This window comes from Nostoc sp. CHAB 5836 (genome assembly GCF_020829445.1).
GTDB lineage: Bacteria > Cyanobacteriota > Cyanobacteriia > Cyanobacteriales > Nostocaceae > Nostoc.
In genome coordinates, this window is the sequence record NZ_JAIVFV010000005.1 from 1 (window position 1) to 17,535 (window position 17,535).

16 protein-coding genes are annotated in these 17,535 nt (G+C 42.6%); 15 read left to right on the forward strand and 1 reads right to left on the reverse strand.

Going from position 1 to position 17,535, the window contains the following annotated elements; all coding sequences use genetic code 11:
• The 11 genes from LC605_RS01880 to ndhI form a co-directional block, all read left to right on the forward strand.
• Positions 1–1,627: hybrid sensor histidine kinase/response regulator (locus tag LC605_RS01880; protein ID WP_229545884.1), on the forward strand; the 1,627-nt coding region annotated here is incomplete at its 5' end.
• Positions 1,628–2,341: 714 nt separating this feature from the next.
• On the forward strand, positions 2,342–2,839 hold the full coding sequence (locus LC605_RS01885; RefSeq protein WP_229545885.1) for an HNH endonuclease: 498 nt from the start codon (positions 2,342–2,344) through the stop codon (positions 2,837–2,839).
• 408 nt (positions 2,840–3,247) lie between these two features.
• Positions 3,248–4,531, forward strand: a complete 1,284-nt coding sequence (locus tag LC605_RS01890) for a bifunctional oligoribonuclease/PAP phosphatase NrnA (RefSeq protein WP_229545886.1) — start codon at positions 3,248–3,250, stop codon at positions 4,529–4,531.
• Between the two features lie 654 nt (positions 4,532–5,185).
• Positions 5,186–5,656, forward strand: a complete 471-nt coding sequence (locus tag LC605_RS01895; RefSeq protein ID WP_229545887.1) for a DUF29 domain-containing protein — start codon at positions 5,186–5,188, stop codon at positions 5,654–5,656.
• An 84-nt stretch (positions 5,657–5,740) separates the two neighbouring features.
• A complete protein-coding gene (locus LC605_RS01900) occupies positions 5,741–6,151 on the forward strand; it encodes a RusA family crossover junction endodeoxyribonuclease (RefSeq protein WP_267868379.1) in 411 nt (136 codons plus the stop codon).
• Complete coding sequence (locus LC605_RS01905; RefSeq protein WP_229545889.1) at positions 6,148–7,461, forward strand: hypothetical protein; 1,314 nt, start codon at positions 6,148–6,150, stop codon at positions 7,459–7,461. Before LC605_RS01900 ends, LC605_RS01905 begins: the two co-directional genes overlap by 4 nt.
• A complete protein-coding gene (locus tag LC605_RS01910) occupies positions 7,454–7,843 on the forward strand; it encodes a type II toxin-antitoxin system VapC family toxin (protein WP_229545890.1) in 390 nt (129 codons plus the stop codon). The genes LC605_RS01905 and LC605_RS01910 overlap by 8 nt, the downstream gene beginning before the upstream one ends.
• A 147-nt stretch (positions 7,844–7,990) precedes the next feature.
• Positions 7,991–8,485 carry a phosphohistidine phosphatase SixA gene (gene sixA, locus LC605_RS01915; protein ID WP_229545891.1) on the forward strand — a complete coding sequence of 165 codons (495 nt, stop codon included), beginning with the start codon at positions 7,991–7,993 and terminating at the stop codon, positions 8,483–8,485.
• Positions 8,486–8,593: 108 nt separating this feature from the next.
• Positions 8,594–9,730, forward strand: a complete 1,137-nt coding sequence (locus tag LC605_RS01920) for a citrate synthase (protein ID WP_229545892.1) — start codon at positions 8,594–8,596, stop codon at positions 9,728–9,730.
• Between the two features lie 972 nt (positions 9,731–10,702).
• Complete coding sequence (nuoH, locus tag LC605_RS01925) at positions 10,703–11,821, forward strand: NADH-quinone oxidoreductase subunit NuoH (protein WP_229545940.1); 1,119 nt, start codon at positions 10,703–10,705, stop codon at positions 11,819–11,821.
• A 282-nt stretch (positions 11,822–12,103) separates the two neighbouring features.
• Entirely contained in the window at positions 12,104–12,688 is a 585-nt protein-coding gene (gene ndhI / locus LC605_RS01930; protein WP_229545893.1) for an NAD(P)H-quinone oxidoreductase subunit I, read from the forward strand.
• A gap of 98 nt (positions 12,689–12,786) precedes the next feature.
• On the opposite strand, the gene LC605_RS32735 is transcribed toward ndhI, so the two are convergent.
• Positions 12,787–12,909 (reverse strand): hypothetical protein, encoded by a 123-nt coding sequence (locus LC605_RS32735; RefSeq protein ID WP_267868380.1) that lies wholly within the window; start codon positions 12,907–12,909, stop codon positions 12,787–12,789.
• Between the two features lie 6 nt (positions 12,910–12,915).
• Between LC605_RS32735 and LC605_RS01935 the strand changes: the two genes are divergently transcribed.
• From LC605_RS01935 to LC605_RS01950, 4 genes are all read left to right on the forward strand, one after another.
• Positions 12,916–13,530, forward strand: a complete 615-nt coding sequence (locus LC605_RS01935) for an NADH-quinone oxidoreductase subunit J (RefSeq protein ID WP_309143254.1) — start codon at positions 12,916–12,918, stop codon at positions 13,528–13,530.
• Between the two features lie 61 nt (positions 13,531–13,591).
• Positions 13,592–13,897: an NADH-quinone oxidoreductase subunit NuoK gene (nuoK, locus tag LC605_RS01940; RefSeq protein ID WP_006199065.1), complete on the forward strand. Its 306-nt coding sequence runs from the start codon at positions 13,592–13,594 to the stop codon at positions 13,895–13,897.
• A gap of 6 nt (positions 13,898–13,903) precedes the next feature.
• Positions 13,904–14,824: an NAD(+) kinase gene (locus LC605_RS01945; protein ID WP_229545894.1), complete on the forward strand. Its 921-nt coding sequence runs from the start codon at positions 13,904–13,906 to the stop codon at positions 14,822–14,824.
• An 830-nt stretch (positions 14,825–15,654) separates the two neighbouring features.
• Positions 15,655–17,280 carry a glycosyltransferase family 39 protein gene (locus LC605_RS01950; protein WP_229545895.1) on the forward strand — a complete coding sequence of 542 codons (1,626 nt, stop codon included), beginning with the start codon at positions 15,655–15,657 and terminating at the stop codon, positions 17,278–17,280.
• Positions 17,281–17,535 lie beyond the last annotated feature (255 nt).

Below are 17,535 nucleotides of genomic sequence, written 5' to 3' on the forward strand. Positions count from 1 at the left end.
GCAGGAAGTTATGGAAACCATTGTTCAGGTACAGGAAGTAACCACTGATGTGCAACTCAGTGTAGATGATACAGACCAAATTGCTCGTAAACTAAACAAAACATCGAAACAGTTACAGACAAAGCTAAATCACATTCGGATGCGGCCTCTGTCCGATTTAATCGAACGTTTTCCTAGAGCTTTGCGCGATTTAAATGTAGAATATGGGAAAAATGTCCAGTTAAAAGTTGAAGGTGGCAACACTTTAATTGAACGCAGCATTTTAGAAGCCTTAAACGAACCTTTAATGCACCTGTTAAGGAATGCCTTTGATCATGGTATCGAAGACTCTTCCACTCGCCGCCTTTTGGGTAAACCAGAACAAGGATTAATTGAAATTAAAGCTACCCACCGCAGTAATCGCACCATCATCACCATAGGTGATGATGGTTGGGGCATTTCTCTGGAGAAAATTCGCACCCGCGCCCTAGCTATGGGATTGGATGCTTCTCTACTCGCTAATGCTAGTGACGAAGAACTGTTATCACTAATTTTTGAACCAGGTTTTACCACCTCCGAGCAAGTGACAGCATTATCTGGTCGCGGTGTCGGTATGGATGTGGTTCGCAACAACCTCAAACTAATTCGAGGAGATGTTACAGTTGATACGGAGCCAGGAGTTGGTACTACCTTCACCTTATCAGTACCATTTACACTTTCCGTTGCGCGAGTTCTGCTGGTAGAAATCAACAAAATGCTATTGGCATTTCCCACAGATGTAATTTCAGAAATATCTTTACTCCAAGACGAGCAAGTTTTCCAAATGGCAGGTAGCGAAGTTCTAAATTGGCACGGAACCATGCTACCACTAATTCGCCTGAGTCGTTATTTAGAGTTTAATTGCCTGCGTTATCATAGCCCAGAGTTGGAGATTCCGCCAGCAATTAATACTAGCAGTGTATTAGTAGTTAAAGGCAATAATCAGCTAGTAGCAATACAAATAGACCGTTGCTGGGGTGAACAGGAAGTTGCGGTTCGTCAAGTCGAGGGAAATATACCTTTACCTCAAGGCTTTAGCAACTGCACAATTCACGGTGATGGTCGAGTAGTGCCACTAGTTAATATTAATGAATTGCTGTATTGGATTGCTACGAATCGGCGGACTCACAAAGGCACTCAATTACCATCAGCAAGGTTAAAAACACCGTTCCTCATATTTGATGAAGACAAAATATCAGCAGCAGATGTTAAGCATAAAGGCACAATTTTGATCGTAGATGACTCAATTAATGTTCGCCGCTTTTTAGCCCTGACCCTTGAAAAGGGAGGGTATGAAGTAGAGCAAGCTAAAGATGGTCAAGATGCCTTAGACAAACTCCATAGTGGATTGAAAGTTGAGGCAGTAATTTGTGATATTGAAATGCCTCGGCTTGATGGTTATGGCTTTTTAGGTAAGGTAAATTCAGATATTGATACAAAAAATATTCCAGTCGCGATGCTGACTTCTCGTAGTAGCAATAAACATCGGCAGTTGGCTATGCAATTGGGGGCTAGGGCTTACTTTTCTAAACCTTATAACGAGCAAGAGTTACTCCAAACGCTGGAGGAAATAATTCGTAATGTCGCAGAAAAGGCAGCTTCTAATTGAACGTGAATTCGACAGACCTCTCCCTCCCAGCCTCCCTCTCCGAAGCGGAAAGGGAGGAGCAACACAAAAATGAGCTTTTTAAGCCAATACAGTTCAGTTAAGCATTTCTTTGTTCTCTTTCTTCTCTTTCTTCTCAGGATTTACGCAAAAATCGCCGAAAAGCTTAATTTATCGAACCGCCAAGACGCCAAGAACACCAAGAATTCGTAGAGCGTGCGTAAGTCTTACTTCTCTTTCTTTGCGTCCAACTCTTACGAGACGCACTCACGTTCGACATCGCTATGACCAAACCTTTACCCTGCTTAGATTTTGAGCATTTTAGACACTGCACAAATCACAACAGTATGTGAACGAGGTATTTGATATCAAGTCTAAGTTGCATAAGGGTTTTGAGCTAGTCGTTTAAATCTTTGTGAGAAATCCGGGCCAACTCCTAACTCCTAACTCCTAACTCCTAACTCCTAACTCCTAACTCCTAACTCCTAACTCCTAACTCCTAACTCCTAACTCCTAACTCCTAACTCCCAACTCCCAACTCCCAACTCCCAACTCCCAACTCCCAACTCCCAACTCCCAACTCCCAACTCCCAACTCCCAACTCCCAACTCCCAACTTAATTTCCGAGTTCTCCCGAAAGTATAATTTACCTCATCTCCCTAGCAGGGTGTATTTGTGTTAACATTTATGTAAAGCTAATACCCTGAGCGCAGATAAATGGGGAAAGTTTTAGTCTTAAACGCCTCTTACGAACCTCTCAACATAACGAGCTGGCGTCGCGCTGTCGTTCTCTTAATCAAGGGCAAAGCAGAACGCGTGGAACACAACGGTAAATTCCTTTATTCGGATTTTCCGTTGCCGACCGTGATCCGGTTGCGTCATTATGTACGCGTTCCTTATAAAGAAATTCCTCTGACTCGCCGAAATATATTGCACCGTGATGGTCATGCCTGTCAATACTGTGGTTACACAGGCGATGAGCTGACACTAGATCATGTAATACCGCGATCGCGTGGCGGGGGCGAGACCTGGGAGAACATTGTTACGGCTTGTGTCCGTTGCAATGTCAAAAAAGGCAGCCGCACTCCCCATGAAGCTCATATGCCTTTGCGTCATCCCCCCCGCCAACCCTATAGCAGTCTCTATTTCGAGGTCAGCAAACATCTTAAGAGTGGACTGCACACAGAGTGGCAAAAGTATGTTATAGGTCTTTGATCAAAAAAGCAGAGGAGTAAAGGAGAAACAAGAAATACCCTCTTGTTTTCTAGGGGCGCAAGGTCTTGCGCTCCAATGTTTTTTTGAGTGAAAGTCCCTAAATTAACGCGATGTGCAACTTATCCTTAGAATCCCACTTCCATTCCTCTCCCACACTCCTGAGAGGCTTTGATTCTTGCTCCCCAACGCTCCCCGATATACTAAACTTCCTTGCTTTGAGCACCTATAGGCCCTCTAGCGGAATTTAGTTGATTGTTGAACACTTGTGACTGGCAAAAAATATACTTAGATGTATAGTGCAATATCTTGATATTTTTGAGAAGATCAGAATAATGTGGCTAAATTCAGTGAATTGCTGCTCCTAGTATTTCTGAATTAAAGGAGCCTGACACTTTAAAAAAGTTCCCTATGTACTTGAATTCTCCCGTTACTCAGTTTGAGAGTTTGTCGTTGACCACAGAGCCAAACCCAGAGGAACCTGAAATCGAGAAAGCGCCAGTAGAAGTTGCATTTAAGAGTCCGTCATTACCGCCATCGGTAGGTGATGGGGCTATATATCTTAGTCACCGTGGTAATTCTCTGGCGCAACAAAAGTCAGAAGAACTCCAAAAAACCCTTCTGGCACACCGACACGATCGCCAACTGGTAATTCTGCAAGATTTTCCTGACCCTGATGCCCTTTCTTGTGCCTGGGCTTACCAGTTAATTGCCCAGCAGTATGATATCAAATGTGAAATCATTTATGCTGGCGCGTTGAGCCATCAAGAGAATATTGCCTTGGTGAGGCTGACTAATTTACCTATCCAACGCTGGACGCCGCAAACCCTGAAAACCAAAGATTTGTCATCTTATCAAGGTTTTGTCTTAATTGATAACCAGGGAACCACTTCACAGCTACTATTATCGGTGCAGCAGGCTAGAATTCCCCTAGTGGTACTCATCGACCATCACAGTATCCAAGGTGATCTCCACTCAGAGTTTGAGGATATCCGTCCCTATGTAAGAGCAACGGCAACAATTTTTACTCAATACCTGCAAACAGGATTACTAGCATTAGATAGCAGCATAAATCAACACGTAAAATGTGCTACTGCCTTGATGCATGGCTTGCGATCAGATACAAATCGGTTAATGCAAGCGCAAGAAGAAGACTTTATGGCAGCTGCGTATTTAAGCAGATTTTATGACGCCCAACTGCTGAACGCCATTTTACAGGCGAACCGTTCCAAGCGGGTAATGGATGTGATCGAGCGATCGCTAAAAAATCGCATCGTCCAAAACAACTTTTCCATTGCTGGTGTTGGTTACTTACGCTACGACGACCGTGATGCCATCCCCCAAGCGGCTGATTTTCTCGTCACGGAAGAAAATGTCCACACCGCCGTAGTTTACGGCATTGTTCACGACGAAGACGAAGAACTAGAAATAGTCATTGGCTCCCTGAGAACCAGCAAACTCACCCTTGACCCCGATGAATTCATCAAAGAAGCCTTTGGACAAGACAGCGCAGGGCGCTTTTTCGGCGGTGGAAGGACAAGCGCAGGTGGCTTTGAAATTCCGATGGGCTTCTTATCAGGCAGCAACGAAAATTCCGCTTATGCGAAAATGAAATGGGAAGTATTCGACGCTCAAATTAAGCAAAAACTGCTGAGGTTAGTTAATCCTAGAGACAACCCGATACAGTCAGAGTAGACGAAAATCAAGGAGATTGCGAGAACTCCTAACTCAGGGCTATTTCATTCTCATCTACTTTGCTAGGTGATTGAAGCTAAAAACGCTAATTTGGCAAGTAAGTACGTTGGTGCGAAAAAAGTCAAGTATGTTACGAAACGTAAATAAGCTTAAAACCTTTACTAATGACCAATACTTCGACTTACCTCGACTTCGCTCGGCACAAGTCGCTCAGTACAAGTGACAAAGGACAAATGACAGCCTTAGCCAGTTAGCCTTATTTGCGCCAACCTACTTACTTCAAGTACACCTAACTAGGCAAAGTTTGATTGGCGAACTACTAGCCCGTCTCAGAATGAATTCTGAGTCTAATAGCGAAAGTCGTCTAAAGACGACTGAAAAAAGATTATAGTCCGTTTTAACGGACTTTAGCTATGAGCCCGGAACTTCAGTTCCGGGTGGTTTATGTCTAGAATGAAATAGCCCTGCTCCTAACTCATGCAGCAGTCAAAGTGTTTGGTCAAATAGCATCCCTTCCCGACTTTTGTAAAAAGCTCGGAATTTAGATTTTATTAGAGAGGCTGAACTGATTGGTAGTTTGTGCCTAATGTTAAGAAGGTTGGCACAAATAAAATTAACTCGCACCTACTTATTTATTTGGGAAGGAAGAGCGCCATGAAGTCTATAGAACTCCAAATGTTACAAACTCTCTATGAAGAAGATTTTTGTGCTTGGGTAGAGCAAACCGCAGAACTCTTACAATTGCACCACTGGGACACGCTGGATTTAGAACACTTAATTGAGGAAGTGGTGGACTTGGGTAAGAGTCAACAACGGGCGTTGCAAAGTGCGTTGCGGTTAGTGTTGTCACATTTGTTGAAGTGGAAATATCAACCCGAACATCGTAGTCAAAGTTGGCAAGTGACCATTACCCGTGAGCGACTGAATATAGATGAACTGCTGCAAGAAAGTCCTAGCTTGCGCCGTTTTTTAAATGATGCCAAGTGGATAAATACTAGCTATCAAAGAGCGCGGCGAGAAGCAATGGTGGAAACAAGTTTATCAGAAGATAACTTTGCGATCGCTTGTCTCTTTTCTGTTGATGAGATTTTAGACTTAGACTTTTATCCTAACGCTGACGAATAACCATGTAGAATTTTTGTATAAGTGTAGATATGCCCAATATGATGAGGAGTTATCTGTGAAAATTTCTCAAGATATGCACTTGGAATGGAAATAATACCTTTTGAATTTATCATTCCTAGACGACCTGTTTCGTTACAGACAAAGAAAAGAGAAAATCTTCAGGCATGGAAGAATTTTGTGCGCGTTGAAGCCCAAAAAGTTTGGAAAGATAACAGTCCCATTAAAGACGGCGATCTACAACTGACCTTAGTTTATCTTTGTGATGAATTTCCGGCTGACATCGATAACATTATCAAGCCAATTCAGGATGCACTTGTAGACTTAGTTTTTGAAGATGATAGTTTAGTATCAGATGTAGATAGTCATCGTCGATTTATGTCTGATCCGATTGATATTATCAGTCTACCTTCTTTATTACAGCGTGCTGTCATCACAGGTAAAGAATGTGTTTATGTAAAAGTAAGTGAATCTCAACCACTGGAAAAATACTTATGATTAACAATACTAAAATTCTCTCCGTTCAAAAGGTCAAATCTCTGGCAGAGAGGTACAAAAGTCAAGGATTTCGTGTTTTCTTTAAACCCAAAACAGATGAATTACCATTCGATTTGGGTAACTACCAGCCAGATATGATTGCCATTAAAGACGGCTCAGGTTTGGTAATTTCAGTAAAAACCAACCTCAACCGAGTATCAGTTGATCGTTTACAGGCTTTAGCAGAGGAAGTGAGTAAACATCCAGGCTGGCGTTTTTTATTGGTCACCCTTGAAGACATAGAAGCTAAGTCATTACCTGGAACATCCGAACAACTTCTTTCATGGCAAGATTTAGCTGATCGTTTTCACGAAGCTCATAGGCTGATTGAGAATGATGAAATTGAACAAGCCTTTAAAGCAGCCTTTCTTTTGCTATGGAGTACTTTTGAGGGGACGTTAAGAAAGCGAGCAGTTGATGTGTCAATTCCTATTGAACGTTTTCCAGTTATAGGATTACTAAGACATCTGTACTCTTTGGGAGAGTTATCAATCTCTCAATTTGACCTTGCTCAAGCTTGTTTTGAAGTTCGTAATCGTCTGGCTCACGGATATATTGAAAACCTAACTTTGCCAGTTGTACATAATTTTGACAATTTGGTTCGTGAATTGTTAACTGAATGGAAAGTCAAATTCGATGTTAGTGAACTTTCATCAGAGAATCTAGCTGCTTTTCGTGCCTGGTTTGCGGAATTCGATGCAGCAGCCTGGGATAAACGACAAGAATTAATACAAAATTTAATTAATAAAAGCCTTCTTTTAGCACTAGGAAATGAGAAACTAAAGAAAGAATTAAACGTAAACGACGAACAGCTTATAAATGTCGAATGCGATGTTAGTCAACTTTCATCAGAGGATCTCGCCGCATTTCGTAGCTGGTTTGCAGAATTCGATGCAGCAGCCTGGGATAAACAGATTGAAAAAGATGTGGCTCAACAAGAAAGCCTATCGTCTATTACTGACACTCCAACCTTAGAACCTCTAACCGACCTTGACTCCTGGACTCAGAGTTTAATAGGTGTAATCCAGCTAGAAGAAGAAAATCCGACAGAAAATTATTCTCTTCCTCCTGAAGCACAGCGTCAACTCATAGACTTTATTGCTTTTTTGCGACAAAGATATGCAGTAGTTGAACCTGCCTCTCAGCTACCTGATATTGACTTGATAAATGATAGCTTTATTGGGATGTGGAGCGATCGCCAAGATTTAGCTGATAGCACTGCTTGGGTGCGTGGTGTTCGAGAAAATGAGTGGTCAAAGTCACATGACTAACTCAACCATTGTTGATACTGATATTCTAATTGATGCAGGTCGCAGTGTTAAAGAAGCAGTAAAGTGTTTGCAAAATCTGAAAGCTAGTTCTGGTTTGGCAATTAGCATAATCACACAAATGGAACTAATGGTTGGTTGTCGTAACAAAGTAGAATTACAAACCCTAGAAAATTTCCTTAAGCAGTTTTACATCATTAAGATTGACCAGGCTGTATCTGACACAGCAGTTGATTTATTGCGGTCTTATCGGCTCAGTCATAATTTAGCCATTGCTGATAGTCTGATTGCAGCTACAGCAATAGTCTGGAATTACCCGTTTATCACAAAAAACCAACGGGATTACAGATTTATTCAAGGTTTAAACTTATTACCATATCCGTAACTAGAACATTTAACGCCGCGTTGTACTTGACAAATGGCAGATCAACGAATAGGTAATAATGATTAAGATTAGGATAAGTTAATTCACACCAGACGTAAATCCTAACTAAGCACGGGCTAGCCCTGCTACACTCACAAAATTCAAAGTATGGAACTATATTTAATTCGTCACGGCATCGCCGAAGACAAGGGATTAGGCATCAAGGATGAAGATCGCAAACTTACCGAAGAAGGAAGACAAAAAACTGAGAAAGTTGCCGAGCAACTTGTTAAATTGGGTTTAAAATTTGATTTGATTCTCACTAGTCCCTTAGTGCGGGCCCGCCAAACGGCTGATATTCTCATAGCAGAAAAACTAAGTTCCCAATTAGAGGAATCTAGCTACCTCGCCCCCGATGGTGAAATTTCTAGTTGGCTCAAAGACTGGTTAGAACCAAGAAATTATTCCCAAAATACCCAACTGGCGCTGGTTGGACATGAACCTGGTTTGAGCAATTGGGCAGAAACTCTCCTCTGGGGAGAAGTCAAAGAAAGCTTAGTCTTGAAAAAAGCAGGTATGATTGGGATAAAACTACCAGAAACAGGTTCTGCTTTGGGTCGTAGTCAGATGTTTTGGTTGACCCCACCCAAGTACCTGCTGTAACAGTTTTTCAACATTTTCGATTGTTGTTAGAACCGCTACTGTTATGGCGACAATAAATTTCTGGTAAGTTAGCTTGATCAGATATTTCACAAAGCGAATGGTGTTGCCATGATGGTGTGCGAATACAAGCCTGGTTTAGAAGGCATTCCCGCCGCTCAATCAAGTATCAGCTATGTTGATGGGCAAAAGGGAATACTCGAATATCGTGGCATCCGGATTGAAGAATTAGCAGAAAAAAGTACATTCCTAGAAACTGCTTATCTCTTAATCTGGGGCGAACTGCCAAGCAAAGAAGAACTGGAAGCATTTGAACATGAAGTTCGTTACCACCGGCGGATAAAATACCGCATTCGGGACATGATGAAATGCTTTCCAGAAAGCGGCCACCCAATGGATGCCCTACAAGCTTCTGCGGCGGCTTTAGGCTTGTTTTATTCGCTGCGGGATTTACATAATCCTGCCTATATTCGAGATTCGGTAGTGCGGCTGATAGCAACCATTCCCACGATGGTGGCGGCCTTCCAACTGATGCGAAAAGGCAATGATCCCGTGCGTCCCCGTGATGACTTAGACTACTCGGCCAACTTTCTATATATGCTCGATGAGAAAGAACCCGATCCTTTAATGGCGCGAGTTTTTGATATCTGCTTGATACTTCAGGTTGAGCATACAATGAATGCTTCCACCTTCAGTGCCAGGGTGACAGCTTCCACCTTGACTGATCCTTACGCTGTAGTTGCTAGTGCGGTGGGAACTTTGGGAGGGCCCCTGCATGGTGGAGCCAATGAAGAAGTAATTCAGATGTTGGAAAAAATTGGCTCTGTGGAAAACGTCCGTCCCTACATAGAGCATTGTCTGCAAACCAAATCTAAGATTATGGGCTTTGGACATCGTGTGTATAAAGTAAAAGACCCACGAGCCATAATCTTACAAGGACTAGCAGAACAGATGTTTGAGAAGTTTGGGCATGACAAATTCTATGATATTGCCCTAGAGATGGAACGCGTGGTAGAGGAAAAACTTGCTAGCAAGGGGATTTATCCCAATATTGACTTTTATTCAGGTTTGGTGTATAGAAAGATGGGGATTCCCACAGACTTGTTTACGCCAATATTTGCGATCGCCCGCGTTGCCGGTTGGCTAGCCCACTGGAAAGAACAACTAGCAGAAAACCGGATTTTCCGTCCCACCCAGGTTTACAATGGTCTGCACGAAGTTACTTATACCCCCATTGACCAACGGTAAAGGGGCATGAGGCACTTGTAGTGCCCTTAAGAGCGGCACGCATTCGCGCAGGGCTATTTCATTCTGATCTAGCCCGCCTCAGAATGAATTCTGAGTCTAATAGCAAAAGTCGTCTAAAGACGACTGAGACTCATGTTATAGTCCAATACGCTTGGGTTAAGCATTTCTTCGCTCTCTTTCTCTCTTCTCTCTGTGCCGCGCCAGTTGCTACCCTGCGGGAACGCTAAGAGCGAACAAGTCTCTTAACCGCAAGGGCGCACTGGCAACTCTTTGCCTGGAGCGGTAGCCTGCGGCAAGCCGCAACTCTACAAGACGCAAACGCGAGTGCGTCTACGTTAAAGAAAAAGAGTTTTAGCCCTTTTGTGAACCGTATTGGGTTATAGTCCAATACGCTTGGGTTAAGGAGAATCGTAGGTTGGATTGAACGCAATGAAATCCCACAAACCCCCGAAAATGTTGGGTTTCGTTCCTCAACCCAACCTACGCAAAATCAGGTTTTTAGCTCTAACTGAACGGTATTGGGTTATAGTCCGTTTTAACGGACTTTAGTTATGAGCCAGGAACTTCAGTTCCGGGTGGTTTATATCTAGAATGAAATAGTCCTGCGCACTCGCGTTCGACTACGCAGTTCGACTGCGCTCACCGTAAACTCACCAAGCGCGAAGCCGAAGCATGGGCATTGAAAAGAGGCAGAGGGGCAGAGAGCAGGGGGTAGGGGGGAAAACTCATCTCCCTCATCTCCCTCATCCCCCTCATCCCCCCAATAGCCAATCTCAATGCCAACCATAAGTAGAAGTTCTCATCTCGCTTCAGAGGGCCAAAACCATCCAAGGATATACTAGGCATGGGAATTAGCAGCAAATCTTCAATCAAGCGTCATCTGGGCAAAAATTAAAAATGGGTGAATTTACAGGTATTAATTCAACTAATAGTTGTAATTCACCACGACTCGATGTCTTAAAGAGCGGAAACATGAACTCAGGAATTGACCTCCAAGGAACTTTTATTGAATCCCTCCGGGATTTAGGTTTACCAGCAGGAACAGCCAAAGCGATTTGGATGCCACTGCCAATGATACTGATGCTGATTGGAGCAACAATGGGGGTATTAGTTGCTACTTGGCTAGAACGAAAAATTTCCGCCGCCGCACAGCAACGAATTGGGCCAGAATACCAGGGGCCTTTTGGGTTACTGGTACCTGTAGCGGATGGTTTGAAGTTGGTATTTAAAGAAGATATAGTACCAGCCAAATCTGACCCCTGGCTGTTTACTCTTGGGCCAATTATTGTTGTGATTCCGGTGTTTCTGTCATTCCTGATCGTCCCCTTTGGGCAGAACATCGTAATTAGCAATGTGGGCATGGGCGTATTCTTGTGGATTGCTTTGTCAAGCATTCAACCCATTGGTTTGTTAATGGCTGGCTACGCATCTAATAATAAATACTCCCTCTTAGGGGGGTTGCGGGCAGCAGCGCAATCTATTAGTTATGAAATTCCTTTGGCGTTGGCGGTGTTAGCGATCGCTATGATGTCTAACAGCCTCGACACCGTTGATATTGTCAATCAACAGTCTGGCTACGGCATTCTGGGCTGGAACATTTGGCGACAACCAATCGGTTTCCTGATTTTTTGGATAGCCGCCTTAGCTGAATGCGAACGATTACCTTTTGACTTACCCGAAGCGGAAGAAGAAATCGTCGCCGGGTATCAGACTGAATATTCAGGCATGAAATTCGGTCTTTTCTACCTGGGTTCCTACGTTAACTTGATCCTTTCTTCCTTACTAGTAGCAATTCTCTACCTGGGCGGTTGGGACTTTCCCATTCCCCTCAACCTCATCGCTGGTTGGCTGGGAGTCAGTGAACTAAATCCCGTGTTCCAGATAGTAACTGCGGCCTTGGGGATCACCATGACCGTGTTCAAAGCCTATTTACTAGTGTTTGTCGCCATCCTATTGCGCTGGACAGTGCCACGGGTACGGATTGACCAACTGTTAAATTTAGGTTGGAAGTTTTTGTTGCCAGTTGGTTTGGTTAATCTCCTATTAACCGCCGCCCTAAAACTAGCCTTTCCCTTCGCCTTCGGCGGGTAATGAGAGAGTTAAGAGTTAAGAGTTAGGAGTTAGGAGTTATGAGTTATGAGTTATGAGTTAGGAGTTATGAGTTATGAGTTTTTAATTAACTCCTCATTCTTCACTCCTCACTCCTAACTTTTATCCCCTTAAAAGAGTGAGGAGTAAGGAGTTATAAGTCATGAGTTATGAGTTTTTAATTAACTCCAAACTCCTAACTCCAAACTCCTAACTCCAAACTCCAAACTCCTAACTCCTCACTCCTAACTCCTAACTTTTATCCCCTTAAAAGAGAGACAAAAAATGCTAAAGTTCCTGAAACAAGTTGGTGATTACGCCAAAGAAACAGTACAAGCTGCGCGTTACATTGGTCAGGGGCTTTCTGTTACCTTCGATCATATGCGGCGGCGACCGATTACCGTACAGTACCCTTACGAGAAACTCATTCCTGGCGAACGGTTTCGCGGTAGAATTCACTTTGAATTTGATAAGTGCATCGCCTGTGAAGTTTGTGTTCGCGTTTGTCCAATTAACCTGCCTGTAGTAGATTGGGAATTTGACAAAGCCAGCAAAAAGAAAAAACTCAACCACTACAGCATTGACTTTGGAGTTTGTATCTTTTGTGGTAACTGTGTGGAATTTTGCCCCACTAACTGTCTATCCATGACAGAAGAGTATGAACTTGCCACTTACGATCGCCATGAATTGAACTATGACAGCGTGGCGCTGGGTCGTCTGCCCTATAAGGTAACAGATGACCCAATGGTTACACCACTGCGCGAACTAGTTTACCTACCCAAGGGCATCCTCGAACCCCACGGACTACCCGCAGATGCGCCGCGTGCAGGTGCGCGTCCAGAAGACCTGGTAGAAAAAACAGAAAAATAAATGTCATTTGTCATTTGTCCATTGTCATTTGTTATTTGAATAATGACTACAGAAAAATAAATGTCATTTGTCATTTGTCCATTGTCATTTGTCCTTTGTTATTTGAATAATGACCAATGACCAATGACCAATGACCAATGACCAATGACCAATGACCAATGACCAATGACCAATGACCAATGACCAATGACCAACGACCAACGACCAATGACTAAGGACAAAAAACAGTGAATTTAGCAGAAGGAGTACAGTTAGTATCGCTTGGCATACTGGGCGTGATGATGATTGGGGCAGCTATTGGCGTGGTGCTGTTCTCCAACATCGTCTATTCTGCCTTTTTGCTGGGGGGTGTGTTCATCAGCATAGCGGGAATCTACCTGTTACTAAATGCTGATTTTGTTGCAGCTGCACAAATACTGATTTACGTTGGGGCGGTTAACGTGTTGATTTTGTTTGCCATTATGTTGGTGAACAAGCGGCAGAATTTTGTAGCATTTCCCAACTCTTGGGTGCGGAAAGCATTAACAGGTATAGTCAGTATAGGATTGTTTGGGCTTTTAAGTACGATGGTACTTGCTACTCCTTGGGCTTACTCAGCTGCTCCTGTGGTGGGTGGTGAAAGTTCTATAGTTTTAATTGGAGAGCATTTCTTCACTGACTTTTTACTACCTTTTGAACTGGCTTCCATTTTGCTGCTGATAGCAATGGTAGGAGCAATTATTTTGGCACGCCGCGAGTATTTGCCAGACCTATTGACACCATCCAAACTAGGGCAAACTGTTTTGACTTTGCAAGAACGCCCCAGAGAACTAGTATCAACAACTAGCGAAACAAAAGAGTAATATTTGCGACATGAGTCGCAGATAAACAGCGAGATTTTTTTTAGGAGGGATACTCAGATTCATGCAACTCCAGTACTTTTTATTACTAGCAGCAGCTTTATTCTGCATCGGCATCTACGGATTAATTACCAGCCGCAACGCTGTACGGGTGCTGATGTCAATTGAGTTACTGCTCAATGCTGTTAATCTGAATTTAATGGCATTTTCCAACTTCCTCGACTCAACATTAATTAAGGGTCAGGTTTTCACAGTATTTGTGATTACTGTGGCCGCAGCCGAGGCGGCGGTGGGTTTAGCGATCGTGCTGGCCATTTATCGCAACCGTGATACCGTCGATATGGAGCAGTTTAATCTCCTGAAGTGGTAACTGTGCGTGCAACTCAAGCAGGTAATCATTGCTTATAAAGCGCGGGATGCCCGGAGTAAACAATGGGCAGAAATCTGTGCTAAACAACTAGAAAGTCGCGAGTGCCAGGTGTTGATGGGGCCTAGCGGGCCGAAAGACAACCCTTATCCAGTCTTTTTGGCTTCGGCGGCTCAACCAATCGATCTCGCCTTGGTACTCGGTGGCGATGGCACTGTTTTAACTGGTGCCAGACATTTAGCCCCAGCTGGCATCCCTATTCTGGGAGTGAATGTGGGAGGTCATCTGGGGTTTTTAACTGAGTCGGTGGAAGAGTTTCAGGATACGGAGAAAGTTTGGGATCGGCTGTTTGAGGATCGCTATGCTATCCAACGACGGATGATGTTACAAGCTGCTGTGTATGAGGGTCACGGGTCTAATTTAGAACCAGTGAGTGAGCGTTACCTGGCTTTGAATGAATTTTGTGTGAAACCCGCTTCTGCTGATCGGATGATTACCTCGATTCTGGAAATGGAAATCGATGGTGAGGTAGTCGATCAGTACGTTGGGGATGGGTTGATTATTTCCACTCCCACAGGTTCTACTGGTTACACCGTTTCTGCCAATGGGCCAATCATGCATGATGGTATGGAGGCAATTACCATCACTCCAATTTGTGCAATGAGCCTTTCTAGTCGCCCCCTGGTTTTACCCCCTGGTTCTGTGGTGAGTATTTGGCCTTTGGGGGATTACGATTTGAGTACCAAACTGTGGACAGATGGGGTTTTGGGGACTTCAATTTGGCCGGGACACCGCGTTGATGTGCGGATGGCAGAGTGTCGGGCTAAATTTATTATTTTGCGCGAGAACAATTCGTACTATCAGACGCTGCGGGAGAAGTTGCTTTGGGCAGGTACAAGGGTTCACTACAGCAATAATCACCGTAATTAATTTAGTATTTGAGAGTGCATTTACCGCAGATTGCGATGGCGTAGGCGATCGCTACGTCCACTGCAAGCATCGCAATCAAAATTATCCAAGCCCCTGGATTCATCCGGGGGCTTTCTACGCCGATTTTGATTCTTTTAACTCAACGTGAGTTTGACAAGTCTTATTTGACCTCTCTCCTAGCCCGTCTCCGAAGCGGAGAGGGGAGCAAAAAGCTTAATTTTTCCTTGCTCCTCCCTTTCCGTTTTGGAGAGGGAGGCTGGGAGGGAGAGGTTCAAGGAATAAGGTTTTAGAGAGTTATTGCGTAAGTCCTATGTCTTTTAACTGACTTGCATTTATAGCGTATATCAAAGGAAAATTTTGTATCTTATTGCCAGATTTTTTAGTAATTAATATCCATAATAAAAGTACTCTACCTCTAATCCAAGAAAGTAAAAAAGCTCTCTATCAGTTCTTTTCTCACGAACTGTTTCAATCACGCTTCCACACATTAATGCATAATGTGAGCTATTTGTATAGTGCCTAAATCCCAGTACGGTTCAGTTAAGGTTAAAACTTTTTGTCAAACTTAAATTTTTTAACGAACCGCAGAGGCACAGAGGAATCAGAGATAAGGAAAAAATTCTTAATACGATTCCCAATTCTGCATGAAGATGCACATAATAAGACCCCCCAATGCTTTGGCGGGACTACAGGAGGGTAAATATATGCAGCTTCACGAAGAAACGGTATTAGTTATCTCTGATGAACAAACTCAGATACAATTCTAGCGATCGCACCTCATCAGTCCATCTGACTGGATTATTTTAGATAAATTATTGGGAAAATTACTTATGCGCCATCTCAAATTTACTCCGAGTTGGTTGCGATTTTTAATTATTTTTTTATTGGCGATGGGTATATTGTTCCGCTTTTCTAACCTAGATGGCAAAGTTTACTGGCATGATGAAACTTATGCCTCTTTGCGGATTTCTGGTTACACAATTAATGAAGCAAAAGAGGAACTTTTTAAGAATCGTGTCATTGGTAAAGAAAGTTTTGCCCAGTTTCAAGGTGCAAATTCAGTAAAAAGCTTAAATGACACAATTATGTCTTTGGCAAAAGAAGATTCTCAGCATCCACCGTTGTATTACATAGTAGCCAGATTGTGGATGGAAATCTTTGGTAATTCGGTGACGGCCATTAGAAGTTTATCCGCCTTGATCAGTTTGCTGGTTTTCCCTTGTGCTTATTGGTTATGCCGAGAATTATTTAATGTGCCATTATCGGTTCCGAGTGTAGCGATCGCACTCATGGCAATTTCTCCAATTCACCTAGTATATGCCCAAGAAGCACAAGAATATATTCTCTGGTTAGTCACCATATTACTATCCAGTGCATCTTTACTACGAGCAATGCAGCTGGAATCACAAAATAAAGATGAGCTAGCAAAAGAACGACAACGAGCAGATTTATTCACTATCTGGAGCATTTATGCAGTAACTTTAGCCATTAGTCTGTATACATTTCTCTGGAGTGCATTTGTAGCAGTTGCTCACACAATTTATGTGATGATCACTGCCAAATTTCAGTTGACTGAAACTGTCAGAACTTATCTGCTAGCATCACTGGTAGGTTTTTTAGCCTTCATGCCTTGGATAACAGTTATGATGGGTGACTTTTTTCAATTTTTGATTTCAGCCGATCAGACAGCAAAACAGTCAGATTTTATACCTAACTTTCAATTTTTATTAATCCAGTTAAGCCGGATTTTTTTTGATATAAACCTTAGCTCACAAAATTATCTGGGCTATTTAATTACACCAATTTTTTTAACTTTGGTAGGATATGCGATTTATTTTCTTTGTCAAACAACTAACTATAAAGTTTGGTTATTTATCATTATATTAATTGTAGTGCCAGCACTACCCCTAATAGTACCCAATTTAATTCCTAGAGGCATACAATCATCTCCCGAACCATATTTAATACCATCTTATTTAGGAATCCAAGTAACTGTTGCTTACCTACTGGCTACGCAGCTATATAATAGCAGCGTGTCACGCCGGAGCATTTGGCACATAATTATGGCATTAGTGATTATTTGTGGTCTGATTTCTTCTAAAGTGAGTTCCCAGGCAGAAACTTGGTGGAATAAGGGCATGAGCTATGGCAATCCACAAGTTGCCCAAATCATCAATCAAACGACCCACCCACTTTTGATTAGTGATGCTTTGGGCAATAATTATGGGAATGTTTTTTCTCTGAGCTATCTTTTGGAACCAAAAGCGCGATTTCTGCTGGTGAATCATCAAAAAACTCCCAAAATCCCTGATGGCTTTACTGATGTCTTTTTACTGAATCCTTCAGAGACTTGGCGCGAAACAATAGAAAAAAAATATAAATTCAAGACAGATATTGTTTATAATGATGACTATTATTCGGTATGGAAATTAGCTAAATCTCCTAAATCGCGCTAAGGTAATATTGCTGCTAATAATAATTTATCTGCTAGATGATCGTAGTGTAGGGGCAGAGCAATGTTCCCTATAAGTAGTCTGTATTCCATACAATTTAGAACCCTGATAATCCAATACACTTGGGTTAAGCATTTCCTGCTTCTCTTTTCTCTCTGTGTTCTCTGCGCCTCTGTGGTTCGTAAAAAAAGAGTTTCAGCCTTAACTGAACTGTATTGCCTTATAATCTTTTATTAAGATATTCAAATATGTACTTAA

Excerpts from the sequence above, each read along its gene's own strand:
- LC605_RS01905 (WP_229545889.1), top strand. The coding sequence starts at position 6,148 with ATGATTAACAATACTAAAATTCTCTCCGTTCAAAAGGTCAAATCTCTG.
- ndhI (WP_229545893.1), top strand. The coding sequence starts at position 12,104 with ATGCTAAAGTTCCTGAAACAAGTTGGTGATTACGCCAAAGAAACAGTA.
- nuoH (WP_229545940.1), top strand. The coding sequence starts at position 10,703 with ATGAACTCAGGAATTGACCTCCAAGGAACTTTTATTGAATCCCTCCGG.
- LC605_RS01895 (WP_229545887.1), top strand. The coding sequence starts at position 5,186 with ATGAAGTCTATAGAACTCCAAATGTTACAAACTCTCTATGAAGAAGAT.
- LC605_RS01890 (WP_229545886.1), top strand. The coding sequence starts at position 3,248 with ATGTACTTGAATTCTCCCGTTACTCAGTTTGAGAGTTTGTCGTTGACC.
- LC605_RS01920 (WP_229545892.1), top strand. The coding sequence starts at position 8,594 with ATGATGGTGTGCGAATACAAGCCTGGTTTAGAAGGCATTCCCGCCGCT.
- sixA (WP_229545891.1), top strand. The coding sequence starts at position 7,991 with ATGGAACTATATTTAATTCGTCACGGCATCGCCGAAGACAAGGGATTA.
- LC605_RS01910 (WP_229545890.1), top strand. The coding sequence starts at position 7,454 with ATGACTAACTCAACCATTGTTGATACTGATATTCTAATTGATGCAGGT.
- LC605_RS01900 (WP_267868379.1), top strand. The coding sequence starts at position 5,741 with ATGGAAATAATACCTTTTGAATTTATCATTCCTAGACGACCTGTTTCG.
- nuoK (WP_006199065.1), top strand. The coding sequence starts at position 13,592 with ATGCAACTCCAGTACTTTTTATTACTAGCAGCAGCTTTATTCTGCATC.
- LC605_RS01950 (WP_229545895.1), top strand. The coding sequence starts at position 15,655 with ATGCGCCATCTCAAATTTACTCCGAGTTGGTTGCGATTTTTAATTATT.
- LC605_RS01885 (WP_229545885.1), top strand. The coding sequence starts at position 2,342 with ATGGGGAAAGTTTTAGTCTTAAACGCCTCTTACGAACCTCTCAACATA.